The following is a 12,446-nucleotide window of genomic DNA, read 5'->3' on the forward strand; positions in this document are numbered from 1 at the left end:
CTAGTCGACGAGTACGGTGACCGCGCGCTGGCCGTTGCACTCGACGTCACCGACAAACACCAAATCGCTGCCGCGGTCAAGGCGGCAGACGACAGCTTCGGGGGCGTCGACGTTTTGGTCAACAACGCCGGCCACGGTTACCTGTCCGCGGTGGAAGAGGGCGAGGACAGCGAAGTGCGGCGGCTCTTCGACACCAACTACTTTGGCGTGGTCGACACGATCAAGTCGGTCCTACCGGCCATGCGAGCCCGCGGCTCTGGCCATATCGTGAATATCTCCTCGATGACGGGTCTGGTGGCCAACCCACCCAATGCCTACTATTCGTCGACGAAGTTTGCGCTCGAGGCGTTGACCGAAGCGCTGGCCGCCGAGGTCAAACCGTTGGGCATCAAGGTGACTGCGATCGAGCCTGGCGCGTTCCGGACTGATTGGGCGGCGCGGTCGATGAAGGAGTCGTCGACCCCGATCGGCGACTACGACGAGAACGTCGGCGCTCGTAAGACGCTCATCAAGGAATTCGCCAACCATTTGCCCGGTGATCCACGCAAAGTGGCCGACGCGGTGCTGATGGTGACCGCGCTCGACGACCCACCGCTGCGGTTGCTGCTGGGACGCGACGTGCTGAAGGCGGTGCGGGAGAAGCTGGCCGCGTTCTCGGCGTCGATCGACGAGTGGGAGCACATCACCCGCGACGTGAACTTCCCCGATGCTTGAGTGACCATTACCCTGACAGATTTTCTCGCGGGCGGATGCGCAGCGGTAACCTCGGCAACGTGCAGGTGGCGGATGGCCATCTGATCTCGGGACGGTACCCCGGTGCAAGCTCGAATTCGGGGATACGCCTGAGCCATTCGGCGACCACGAGATTGAGTTCCATCCGGGCCAGATGTGATCCGAGGCAGCGGTGCGGGCCGCCACCGAATCCCCAATGCTTGTGCACCTTGCCGTCGAGCACCAACTCGTCACCGGAGGCCGCGTCGCTGCCGTCGCGGTTGATCGCGCCCAGACACAGCCGCACCTCTGCGCCCGCCGGCAGCCTGACGCCGGCGATGGTCACCGGCTGGGTCGTCACTCGCCCCACCACCGGTGCGGGCGGCTCGAGTCGGATCATCTCCTCGACGAACATCGGTACCTGATCCGGCTTTTCACGCAGCTCTTCGCGTAAGGTGGGCCGCCGCGCCAATTCCAGCATCGCCGCGCCGATGGCCGAGGTCACAGTATCCAGGCCGGCGAGGATGAACACGAACGAAAGTCCGATCGCCTCGGCGTCGGTGAGCGGCTCGTCGCCCCGCAAAATCTGCGACAAAATGCCGCTGCCGGGGTGTTGGCGTTGGACCTCGACTGCTTCGGTGAGGTAGGTGTACAAGTTGACCGCCGGAGCCAAATCGACACTTTCCGGATCGGTTTCCAGGCCGAGACCGATGATGGCGTCTTTCCATTCGATGAGCTGTTCACGATCCTCGAGCGGCAGTCCGAACAAGGTGAGGAAGACCTGCGACGGGTATGGCGTGGCCAGATCAGCCATCACTTCGCACTCGCGACGATCCGCGATCGGCTCGATGATGTCGGCCGCCTGCGTCTGTAGCGCGGGCAGCATCGCACCAAGCGTCTGCGGACTGAAGAAGGGATGCAGAATCCGCCGGAAGCGAGTGTGCTCCGGCGGGTCGAAGGCCAGCGGAACCAACGGCACCGGACTGATCATCGCGTCGAAGGATCGCTTCGACGAGAACACGACTGGATCACGCAGGGCGGCAAGCACATCCTCGCGACGGGTGAGGATGTACCAGCCGTCGCCATAGAGAACAGGCCCGCTGTCGCGCAGCTTTGCCCATCCCGTCCCGCGGTCGAACGACATCGGCAGGTCTGCATAGGACACCTGCGGAACAGTCAACGTCTTGACCCTCGTGAGAGCACACCGCGGCCCACGATCGTGGGCAGATCGAGGAACGTGCGTATCCCAGGGTCCGCGGCGCAGACTGGCGCGATTGCGTGCACCGCGTGCATGGCGGTGCCCAGGCAGCCCTGGTCTGTGTCGTCCTCGTCGTGGATGGCGATGCGCGACTCCAACACCATCGACGGAAGCCCCTCGACGGTGACTTTCCAGCCCCGTCCGTTCGGCCAATGGGGCGCCTGGTCGGCGCCCAGCCGGGTGATGTGCTCGACGGTCAGTGCCGGACGACCCTCGATGATCGCGCTGTAGGCGAACCGCTGCGCAGAGACGGTGCCGGCTTCGATGCGGCCGGCGGTGATGTCGATCGGTGTGTCGGTGACGGCGACCTCTCGCTCCCAGACGTAATCGTCGATCGTGGCGCCGAGCCCGTCGGCCAGTAGCATCAGCGGCGCCTTGAACGACAAGCCCCCGATCGCCGGCTCGTCCATTGGGACCCGCTCGTTGGGATCTTTGCCGAACCCCATCACGTCGAACAACACGAACGGAACGTTGTAGGTGGTGTAGTCCATCAGCTCCTGCACCCGCAGTGAGTCGACCCGGCGGAACAGACCCGACATCGTCAGTGGCAGAACTTCGGCGGCCCACCCCGGTTCGATGCCGGTGCCGTGGAAGGAGGTCTGCCCCTCCTCGCACGCGGCTTCGAGCCGTTCGACCACGTCGTCGCTGCTGCTTTCCGGATAGATCCATGCCGTCACCGCCGTCGACACGACGTTCTTGCCGGAGGCCAGCAGCTGGCACACGTCGTCGAGGGCGGCCGACGGATTCCACTCGCCCTGTGCCATGTAGAGCACACAGTCGGCATCGAGGGCAAAGATCTGCTCGGGGTCTTTGGTTGCGGTGACGCCGATCTCACCGATACCGCAGACCTCGCCGATGTCGCGACCGGCCTTGGTGTCGGTGTAGACCAGCGCCCCAACCAGTTCCAGATCGGGATGCTCGTGCACTGCCGCGACGGCATGGCTGCCGACGTTCCCGGTGGCCCACTGAATGACTTTGAGTTGCTCGGTCATGGGCTGTGTTGCTCCGCGGCCTGCCGCGCCAGGCGCTCCTGGTGGATACGGACGAGTTCGCGAAATCCGAGTCGGTGGTACTTCGGCGTTGGCTGGATGCCCCATTGGTCCTGGGCGGTGTCCTTGCCTTCGGCGCCTTCGGGCGGTCCGAAGGGTGGGTAGGGGAACTTGCACTCCAGCGTGTCGTCGGAGTAGCGGACCTTCAGCAGTTCGCTGCAGATCTCGGTGAGGCTCAGCGTCGGGTAGCCGTAGTACACCGCCATGAAAGGCAGCGTGAATGCGCCCTCGATGACCAGGGCGACCAGGCAGACCAGCACGGCTCGTTTGATCCAGGTGTGCATCCGCGCGTAATAGGGCGTGGTGCCCGGCGGCAGGTCATTGGCCGGGTCTTTTTCCTCGGTCGGTGTGGTCACAGTCGTGCTCCTTGAATCTGTTCAGTCGGAGAAGATTTCGCGGTTGACCGTGTGCAGATACGGGATCGCCAGGAAGGGGGTGATGTAGAAGATGTCGTAGAGCCACCAGCCGATGACCGGGAACACCACCCCGGCGTAACGCACGTCGGCGAACATCGTCATGTTGAACACGTAGCCACACCAGATCACCACACCCATCCAGCAGGTGACGATCATCCACTGGTGGCCCCAGCGCTTCATCTGCAAGAACCCGATCGCCGCGGCGACCCGCATTGAGAACACGGTGAGGATCAGCCCAGCGACCCAGGCCTTCTCCCCCGGCCCGGCCGATCCACCGACCCACAGCTCGTTGTAGTGCCAGAAGTATCCCGCATCGAACATGTTGCCCCAGCCGACCATCAGCACCCGGTTGATCAGGGTGTGGTTAGCGATCAGGTCCAGGGCCCACCCCAGGCTGTTCAGGCATCCGTCGATCAACACCAAATAGCCGATCAGCGTGACGATCATGGGCCGAACCGACAGCCCGGCGCGCAGGGCCTGGCGCTGCAGCCATACGCCGCGCATGAAGATGGGAAAACCGACAAGTCCTGGCACCCACATGCCCATCAAGGCAGCGCCGATGATCATCCATTTGTCCGCCCGGCGCTGAGCGCGCCGCGACTCGTCGTGGTGGTCCTCGAGACTGGTCGACGCTTTGGCGGTGGTCACTGGCGAGTTCACAACTGCCACCAGCCCCGGGCGAACGACATGTAGAGCTGAATGAGGAACATCGTCAGCAAGTAGCCGTAGATCACGACCTGCAGAATGATCAGCGCTCGCTTGCGTTTCCGCTCTTGTTGGTCCATGTCGGGCGTTCCTTCCTAGCTCGGTGTGCTCGAGGCGTCTGCGGCGGCCAGGCTGGCTGCCGCGACTTCACGTAATCCGTCGGTGATGGCCCCGTCGGTACTCAGCGGTGCGAGGATGCACACGTCGGCCGCTTGCAATTCGGTTGCGCCTGCGGCGATTAGCTGTGCGGCGTTGACCAGTACCCTGGTGGAGGGCGGCTCGAAGTGGAAGGCATCGTCGGCGGAGCGGATTGCGACCGCGCAGCCCACCAGCCGCCGAGCGGTGGCCGAGGCGACACCGGTTTCGGCGACGATCACCTCGGCCTCGCGCTCGGGAGGCAGGTACTGCATGGGCAGAGTGGCAAACCGTTGCCGGAAGGAGGGTTTGAGCTCTTTGAGCGAGCTGCGGTAGGCGGGATTGTACGAACAGACGAGCATGAATTCTTCGGGTGCTGTCACCACCTCCCCGGCCCGGTCCAGATACAGGGATCGTCGGTGATCGGTCAGCGAATGCAAGATGGCCAGCGAGTCATGGCGCGCCTCGACGACCTCATCCAGGTAGCAGATCGCGCCCGCTTTGACCGCTCTGGTCAATGGTCCGTCGGTCCACACGACGTCGCCGCCGGTCACCATGAATCGGCCGACGAGGTCGGAACTGGTGAGGTCGTCGTGGCAGCTGATGGTGACGACCGGTCGCCGCAGCAGCACACCCATGTGCTCGACGAACCTCGTCTTGCCGCACCCGGTGGGCCCGGTGAGCATCACCGGAATGCGGCGGTGGAATGCCTGCTCGAACAACTGGACTTCATTGCCGCTGGCGAGATAGGTGTCGGTCGTCATGGGTTCCTTCACGTGGTGAGCGGTTATGCGGCGACGAGTTCGCGGTGGACGTGGGCCAATACGCGGGGCAACTCCGCGACTCGCGTGATGCGTTGCGACCGGCGTGGTCCGAACACTTCCGGGAGGGGATCGACCCGGGTAGGTCCGACGCCGACGTAGTACACGGAGACGCCGGCGTCGTTGGCTTCCTCGACTGCGTGCGCGGCATCGGCCCAGGCGTAGCGGCCTTCGTAACCTTCATCGGAGATCAAGCCGTCGCCGATCACGATCAGCAGGCGCCGCTCGGACGGCTGCGCCAACAGCCGGCTCGTCAAGTGGCGCAGCGGGGCGCCCAGCCTGGTGTAGCCGCTGGTGGTAAGGCCCAGCCGGCTGGGCGGCACGAACCGGCGCTCGGCGAAATCCTTCAGGCAGCGCACTTCGACCCGGTGGCGGGTGTTACCGGTGAACACGAAGACGCCGTGGCGCTCGCGGGCGACCGTCATTGCTCGTGAAAGCGCGTCGGCACAAGCCAATTCGAGTCGAAAGACCTGTCCGCCGTGCACACCCAATGACGAGCTGCCGTCGAGCAGCAGCGCGGTGGTGACATCGCGGCTAGCGGGCAGCAATTCACGGAAGATGCGGGGTTCGGACACCTCGCCGGTGGACAAGTCGAGGTAATGGCGGACGTATTGGTCGACATCGATGTCGGATCCGTCTTCCAGGCGGCTGGTCATCGCGCGATGGGTGTGCTCCTGGAACCACCTGCGCAGCTCTGCCCCGATGGGTGCCTGATCGGCGGTGCGCCGGGTGTCGGCGCGTTCCAGCACCGCGACGTGGTCGCGCATAAAGCTTTTCGTCCACGCGTTCCACTCCGGGTAGGGAATGCCCGGCCGGTGCTGTGGAGTGATGTCGAAATCATTGTCCTGCGGCCGGCTCGGCGGCGGGAGATTGGGGTTGCGAACACCGCCGTCGCCGCCCACGGGCACGGAATACGGTCGCGGCAACCGCTTTTGCGTCGTGGTCCACGGCATTCTGCCGAAGCTGCGCCGCAACTTGTCGGATAGTCGCTGCGGCGTGGTGTAGGCCAGCGGCAAGGTACCCAGCACTGGGTGCACCGCCAGGCTCTGCTCCTGACGCGCCATCGCGATGGCGCGGTTGAGCATCTGCTGGGCGTCCATGTCACCGGCCGCCGCCTCCACATGGGGTAACAGTCGCCGGATTTCGGTCAACAGGCCCGGCCAGCGCGACGCGATCCAGCCGAGGGCGACGCCGGCCTCGACGAGTGTGAGCGCCCGAAGTTCGCGTGCCGACAACTCGTTCAGCCGGTACTCGATCAATCGATCTTTCGACGGTGCACACTGAAAGGCGATGCCGCAGGTCATGGTTCGGCGCGTCCAGTCGTCGATGATCCACGGATACGGAACATGCACGAAGGTCAGGGCCGCGTTCAAGCCGAAGCTGCGCTTTTCACCGGTCACCAGTCGCACGCCTTCGCGGCGGCGTTCACTCAACGCGACCGCGGTCACCGCGCAACTACGCTCGATCGCCATCGCGGCGTCGTCAGGTAGCTCAGGCATTGAGTGTTTCCCGGCTCAGAAGGTGCCGATGTTGGAGAACATCCAGTACCAGAACCAGATGATCAGTCCGGTCCCTCCCCAAGCGGCGACGTAGCGAAGGATTTCCCAGAGCATCGCCATTTCCAGACCTCCTTGTTGATGGGCGGTGAGCAAGCGGATGCGTCATCGGATCTCCAGTCCGCGCACCGCAGAAGAGACCAGCTCGGCGAGCATCGTGTCGCGGGCCTGTGGGTCGTGCGTTGTCGTCAGCACGCCGTAGACGCCGAGCAGGAAGAAGATCGCGCTGTAGAACGCGTCGACCTCCGGATGTACCTCGCCGTCGCTACGCACCCGCTCGATGTGGCGGACCAGCAGGACGATCACCGGGTGATCGGTCCATTCGTCGGTCTGGGGCCGTGACGGCGAAAAGTGCAGGGCCAACAGCTCTTTGAAGAGTCTCCCGCCTAATTGTCGCTCAAGCCCCTTGACCAGGCGTATTACCTCGGTCAGCGGTGCGGTGAGGTCGACGGTGGTATCCAGGAAATGGGCCAGCTGGGCGGCAATTCGGCTCTCCTCCCTGCGCTCCAACTCGAGCAGGACGTGCTCTTTCGACGGGAAGTGAAAGTAGAAGGTGCCGTGCGCGACGCCCGCAGTGGCCACAATTGCGCTGACGTCCGCGTCGGCCATCCCCGAGCGCTTGAACTCGGTGATTGCCGCGTCCAGAATGCGCTGCCGGGTCTGCAGTCGGCGCACTTCGCGTGCGCACGTCTTGACCCGGGGCGCCATGCCTTGTCTTTGTAGTCTCTACACTGACTGAAGTCAATGATATGAGTCAGCGAATCGGTCCACCCGCGACGGCGCGCTGACGGTTTTCAGTGTGTATCCAGGGCGAAAATTCGGCGAAAATCCCGCCCACGATTCACACTCGAAGCCAACGATTCACACTCGACTGGGGCGTCGACGTCAGTCCGAAAAGATCTCGCGGTTGACCGTGTGCAGATACGGAATCGCCAGGAACGGCGTGATGTAGAAGATGTCGTAGAGCCACCAGCCGATGACCGGCAGCACCACCCCGGCGAAGCGCACGTCGGCGAACATCGTCATGTTGAACACGTAGCCACACCAGATCACCACACCCATCCAGCAGGTGATGATCATCCACTGGTGGCCCCAGCGCTTCATCTGCAAGAACCCGATGCCGGCGGCGATCCGCATCGTGAAGACGGTGAGAATAAGTCCGACCTCCCAGGCTTTTTCGCCCGGACCCGCGGCGCCCCCAAGCCACAGCTCGTTGTAGTGCCAGAAGTATCCCGCATCGAACATGTTGCCCCACCCGTTCAGCAGCACCCGGGCCAACAAGGTGTGATTGGCGACCAGGTCGAGGGCCCACCCCACGGTGTTGATCGCAGCGTCGATGATGACGAGATAGCCGAGCAGGGTGACCAGCAGCGGCCGGACCGACAGCCCGTCGCGCTGTGCGCGGCGCAGCAACCACACTCCGCGCAAAAACAGCGGCAGCCCGAAGATGCCCAGCGCCGCAGTGCCGATCAGCAGGCTGCCCGAAATCAGCCACTTATCGGCCCGGCGCTGCGCGAGTTGCGATTCCGCCATGTGTTCGTCGAAGGACATTGCGTGGGCAGAAGGCGCCGTGGAAACCGAGGCCGTGGGCTGTTTGCCGGTGTCGCGCTGGATCAGCTTGGACAGGTTCACCAACCCTCCTCGTCGGAGCCGCCCGGACTGGCGGTTCCAACATAACAAAACTGACTTCAGTCACCAAGAGCGACGGCGGCCGTAGCGATCATCCGCCCCGCGACGGCGCCATGCTGCGTAACGTCCTGGCGACGTAGTCATCGAGTAGCGCGCGCCGTGTCGGCCAGTCGTGCGTGGTGATCAAAAGCGCGTAAAGACCCAACAAGAAGAACACCGCGCTGTTCATCGGGTCGACGTCCGGGTCGGTCTCGCCGCGCTGGCGAGCATCCTCGATTTCCTGCGCCACCAAAACGATCACCGGATGATCCCGGCCGTCCTCGGTGGGTGGACGAGTCTGCGAGAAGTGCAGTGCCAGAAAATCCTTGAAGAGCATGTCTCCGAGTCGCCGTTCCAATCCCATCACCAGACGCACGGCCTCATTCAAGACGGCAGCCAGATCGCGCTGCCCTTTGAGGAATTGCGCCAACTGTTTGACGATGCGGTCTTCTTCACGCCGCTCCAACTCCAGCAGCACATGCTCCTTGGTGGGAAAGTGGAAAAAGAACGTCCCGTGGGCCACCCCCGCAGCTGTCACAATGGTGCTGACATCGGCCTCGGCCATCCCGGAGCGCTTGAACTCCGCAACGGCCGCGCCCATCAGCCGCTCCCTCGTCTGCAAGCGTTTCGCGTCACGTGCAGACAACCCATCCGTCACTGCCATCCTTGTTCCTCTGTGCGATCTCTAATGAAGAGGTTATCTTCTCGAGCACCTCAATTGGTCTCGCCGACCGGCCGCGTGATCAGGGCCGGTCAGGTCAAGGCGGTCTCTGGACTTGTCTTATATTTCATTGACTAAAGTCAGCTAGTTCGACTTAGATCAAGCGATGGCATTGGAGCAGTTCCGGCTGGACGGACAGGTTGCGATCGTCACGGGGGCGGGGCGCGGCGTGGGGGCGGGCATCGCCAGGGTATTGGCGGAGGCGGGCGCCGCGGTCGTCGTCACTGCGCGCACCGAGTCGCAAATCAACCAGACGATCAGCGACATCGAGCACGCCGGCGGCAACGGGATGGCACTCGTGGCAGACGCGATGAACCGCTCGGATAGCCAGCGCGTCGTGGAAACCACCATCGAGCGCTTCGGCCACATCGACATCCTGGTCAACAACGTCGGCGGGTCCACCTACGCGCGGTTTCTGGACATTACCGATGAAGACTTCAGGCACACCTTCGATTGGTGTGTGACATCGGCATTCATGATGAGTCAACTGGTGGCGCCGCACATGCTGAGCGCCGGGCACGGCTCCATCGTCAACATTTCTTCGGGCTCTGCCCGGTTCGGCATTCGCGCACTGACCGCCTACTGCGTCGCCAAGGGCGGCCTGGAGGCACTCACCCGGGCGATGGCGCAAGAACTTGCGCCCAAGGTCCGGGTCAATGCCATCGCCCTTGGCTCGTTCGCTACCGACGGACTGCAAGGAAGCCTGGACCTGATGCCCGGATCACTGGAGAAGATGCAAGAGCTCACTCCGCTGCATCGCCTCGGCGACGTCGAAGACCTGGGGCGACTCACGGTGTATCTGTGCACGCGCGACTGCTATGCCACCAACGCCACGTTTCACGTCGACGGCGGTATCGATTCAAACAACTCTCCGCTGCCGATTCCCGACTACTGAGAGCTGTTCTGCTCCAGGCCGGTTCGCAGCAGATCCCAGGCGAGCCCGCGAGCTTCGGTGGCTCGGGTATGCAGCAGGCCCTGTACTGAGGTGATGGAATCCGGTTGCGGTGCATGGCCTTCGATGACCGCGTTGTGCAGGTCTTCGGCTACCTCGACCGCCATCAGCGCCGCGTCGCCGACACGCTTCAGCGCGTGATGCAAACTGTCGTCTTCGATCAGCAGGCGAGCACTGCGCAGCTCCACCGAGAAATCGTTGACGACTTGGCCGATCTGATCGAAGATCGGACTCATCAAGCGCTGCCGCTCGTCGCGGTCCTCGATGTCCAGGACATCCGAGCCCTGTTTCCACAGGGTTGCCAGCTTTTGGGTGTGTGTGCCCACCGCGCGGGATACCTCGATCATGGCTTGCTTCTGGAGTTGATTGCGCAGCTGGGCTCGCTCGACGCGAGCCAGCTCCCGCTGAGCTTCCAACTCGGCGCGGTGCAATTCCCGCTGTGCGTCGATCTCGGTCCGGTGCAGAGTGCGCGTCAGGTCCAGTTCACGCGCCCATCGTTCCTCGGCGGTGGCGAGTTCCATTCGCACTCGTTCGATAGCTTCGTCCGCGTTCTGCCTGGCCTGACGCTGAACGCTGCTGGTCTGCCAGAGCGTCACCAGGGCGACGCCAGAAACCGCAGCGCCGAAAAACCACTCCGCCCTGGTTCCCAGCTCGCCGGGACTGAGAAAGATGAACCAGCCGATAGCCAAACTGCCCGCGAAACCGCAGGTCAACCAGCCGATTTCGCGCCATCCCCGGGGCGTGAACCCCCGCGGGGCGGGCCGAATGGGCATCATCGCTTGCGTTGGCTCGGCGGAGTTACTGACATCGCTGACGTCGTCGCGCTCCAGCAGTCCGGTCATCGTCACCTCCCGATTGCTTCAGCCTCCCCGACGCAGATTTCAGCCTAGAGGTCTGAGCGCTCGGGTGGGAGCGGGCCGAGGCCGCCCGCTGTTGCGAGCGGTTACCCGGGCGACTGCTCCGTACCCTCGGTGGGGTGAGCGTTGCACCCGAAACCAGCATCGTCCTAGCGGACTGCTTCTCCCGCGACCTACCGGAGATGGCAGTCCGCTGGACGGCCCAGGAGGTTCAGCAGCCGCGACTGCTCGTGCTCAACGAGCCCTTGGCCGCTGAACTGGGTTTCGACCATTCCTGGCTGCGCGGCCCAGACGGGCTGAAGTTTCTGGTCGGCAACCTCCTGCCCGCCGGGGCGGAGCCCGTCGCGCAGGCCTACGCCGGACACCAATTCGGCGGATTTGTCCCGCGTCTGGGCGATGGTCGCGCGTTGCTGCTCGGCGAGCGCGTCGATACCAACGGTAGCCGCCGCGACCTGCACCTCAAGGGGTCCGGAGCCACGCCATTCGCTCGCGGCGGTGATGGTCTGGCCGCAGTCGGCCCGATGGTGCGCGAATACGTCGTCAGCGAGGCAATGCACGCTCTGGGTATCCCCACCACCCGATCCCTGGCTGTCGTGGCGACGGGGCACTCAGTACAACGGGAAGCACTGCTGCCCGGAGCCGTGCTCTGCCGCGTGGCGAGCAGCCACCTGCGGGTGGGAAGTTTCCAGTACGCGGCGATCACCGGAGACGTCGACTTAGTGCGCCGCCTCGCCGATCACGCGATCACCCGGCATTACCCAGACGCCGCGCAGGCCAAACAGCCCTACCTCGCATTGCTGGATGCGGTGATCGCCGCTCAGGCGTCGTTGGTCGCGCGCTGGATGCTGGTCGGGTTCGTCCACGGCGTGATGAATACCGACAACATGACGATTTCAGGGGAAACCATCGACTACGGGCCATGCGCGTTCATGGAGGCCTACGACCCAGCCACGGTGTTCAGCTCGATCGACTTCTGGGGCCGCTACGCCTACGGCAGTCAGCCCGCTATGGCCGAGTGGAACCTTGGCGCGTTCGCCGAAGCTCTTCTTCCGCTATTCGCCGACGATCGGGAGCAAGCCGTCGCGCTCGCGCAGGATTCCCTCCGAAGTTTCCGGCAGCGTTATGACGCCGCCTGGTCGGCGGGCATGCGGGCCAAGCTGGGGCTGTCCGACGACATTGCCGAGGACGTCGCGGCGCCACTGGTCAATGAGCTGCTAGGGCTGCTGCAGTCCAGCCACGTCGACTACACCTCGTTTTTCCGCCGGCTGGGCCGAGCGGCTCGCGGCGACACGGAGCCCACACGCGGACTCTTCCTCGATCTCGCCGGGTTCGACGCGTGGCTGGCGCGCTGGCTGCCGCTGGGTCCGGATGCGGCCATGATGGACCGAGTCAACCCGGTCTACATTCCTCGCAACCATCTCGTCGAGGAGGCCCTCGCCGCGGCAACCGACGGCGATGTGCAGCCGGTCGAGCAGCTCCTCACCGCAGTGACCGCCCCCTACGACGAGCGGCCCGGCCTCCAGGGCTACGCCGAGCCGGCGCCGGAGGACTTCGGCGCCTACCAGACCTTCTGCGGCACCTGAGGTTTGGGCGGGGC

At 64.1% G+C, this 12,446-nt stretch carries 14 protein-coding genes; 3 read left to right on the top strand and 11 right to left on the bottom strand.

What is annotated here, in order from left to right; all coding sequences use genetic code 11:
* Window positions 1-714 (top strand): oxidoreductase (locus AC5Y49_RS18705; protein ID WP_499889698.1); only part of this gene is annotated, 714 nt, incomplete at its 5' end.
* Between the two features lie 7 nt (window positions 715-721).
* Here AC5Y49_RS18705 and AC5Y49_RS18710 read toward each other — a convergent pair.
* From AC5Y49_RS18710 to AC5Y49_RS18755, 10 genes are all read right to left on the bottom strand, one after another.
* Window positions 722-1,855, bottom strand: coding sequence for a cytochrome P450 (locus AC5Y49_RS18710; protein ID WP_499889942.1), 1,134 nt, complete (start codon window positions 1,853-1,855; stop codon window positions 722-724).
* 32 nt (window positions 1,856-1,887) lie between these two features.
* The gene (locus AC5Y49_RS18715; protein ID WP_499889700.1) at window positions 1,888-2,961 is read right to left on the bottom strand and encodes an NAD(P)H-dependent amine dehydrogenase family protein; all 1,074 of its coding nucleotides are present in this window, start codon (window positions 2,959-2,961) and stop codon (window positions 1,888-1,890) included.
* Window positions 2,958-3,374: a hypothetical protein gene (locus AC5Y49_RS18720; RefSeq protein ID WP_499889701.1), complete on the bottom strand. Its 417-nt coding sequence runs from the start codon at window positions 3,372-3,374 to the stop codon at window positions 2,958-2,960. Before AC5Y49_RS18720 ends, AC5Y49_RS18715 begins: the two co-directional genes overlap by 4 nt.
* A gap of 21 nt (window positions 3,375-3,395) precedes the next feature.
* Entirely contained in the window at window positions 3,396-4,001 is a 606-nt protein-coding gene (locus AC5Y49_RS18725; RefSeq protein WP_499889944.1) for a hypothetical protein, read from the bottom strand.
* A gap of 89 nt (window positions 4,002-4,090) precedes the next feature.
* Complete coding sequence (locus AC5Y49_RS18730; protein ID WP_269455137.1) at window positions 4,091-4,219, bottom strand: hypothetical protein; 129 nt, start codon at window positions 4,217-4,219, stop codon at window positions 4,091-4,093.
* 15 nt (window positions 4,220-4,234) lie between these two features.
* Entirely contained in the window at window positions 4,235-5,038 is an 804-nt protein-coding gene (locus tag AC5Y49_RS18735; protein ID WP_499889703.1) for a CbbQ/NirQ/NorQ/GpvN family protein, read from the bottom strand.
* A 23-nt stretch (window positions 5,039-5,061) separates the two neighbouring features.
* Window positions 5,062-6,594, bottom strand: a complete 1,533-nt coding sequence (locus AC5Y49_RS18740; protein ID WP_499889705.1) for a nitric oxide reductase activation protein NorD — start codon at window positions 6,592-6,594, stop codon at window positions 5,062-5,064.
* Window positions 6,595-6,756: 162 nt separating this feature from the next.
* Window positions 6,757-7,359 (bottom strand): TetR family transcriptional regulator, encoded by a 603-nt coding sequence (locus AC5Y49_RS18745; RefSeq protein WP_499889707.1) that lies wholly within the window; start codon window positions 7,357-7,359, stop codon window positions 6,757-6,759.
* Between the two features lie 177 nt (window positions 7,360-7,536).
* Entirely contained in the window at window positions 7,537-8,202 is a 666-nt protein-coding gene (locus tag AC5Y49_RS18750) for a hypothetical protein (protein ID WP_499889946.1), read from the bottom strand.
* A gap of 169 nt (window positions 8,203-8,371) precedes the next feature.
* Window positions 8,372-8,983 carry a TetR/AcrR family transcriptional regulator gene (locus AC5Y49_RS18755; RefSeq protein WP_499889709.1) on the bottom strand — a complete coding sequence of 204 codons (612 nt, stop codon included), beginning with the start codon at window positions 8,981-8,983 and terminating at the stop codon, window positions 8,372-8,374.
* Window positions 8,984-9,146: 163 nt separating this feature from the next.
* On the opposite strand from AC5Y49_RS18755, the gene AC5Y49_RS18760 reads away from it, so the two are divergent.
* A complete protein-coding gene (locus AC5Y49_RS18760; protein ID WP_499889711.1) occupies window positions 9,147-9,935 on the top strand; it encodes an SDR family NAD(P)-dependent oxidoreductase in 789 nt (262 codons plus the stop codon).
* On the opposite strand, the gene AC5Y49_RS18765 is transcribed toward AC5Y49_RS18760, so the two are convergent.
* Window positions 9,929-10,834 carry a hypothetical protein gene (locus AC5Y49_RS18765; RefSeq protein WP_499889713.1) on the bottom strand — a complete coding sequence of 302 codons (906 nt, stop codon included), beginning with the start codon at window positions 10,832-10,834 and terminating at the stop codon, window positions 9,929-9,931. The two genes, AC5Y49_RS18760 and AC5Y49_RS18765, sit on opposite strands and share 7 nt — an antisense overlap.
* A 134-nt stretch (window positions 10,835-10,968) precedes the next feature.
* On the opposite strand from AC5Y49_RS18765, the gene AC5Y49_RS18770 reads away from it, so the two are divergent.
* Window positions 10,969-12,432: a protein adenylyltransferase SelO gene (locus AC5Y49_RS18770; RefSeq protein WP_499889715.1), complete on the top strand. Its 1,464-nt coding sequence runs from the start codon at window positions 10,969-10,971 to the stop codon at window positions 12,430-12,432.
* Window positions 12,433-12,446: the final 14 nt, after the last annotated feature.

Source organism: Mycobacterium sp. NGS62 (genome assembly GCF_059812285.1).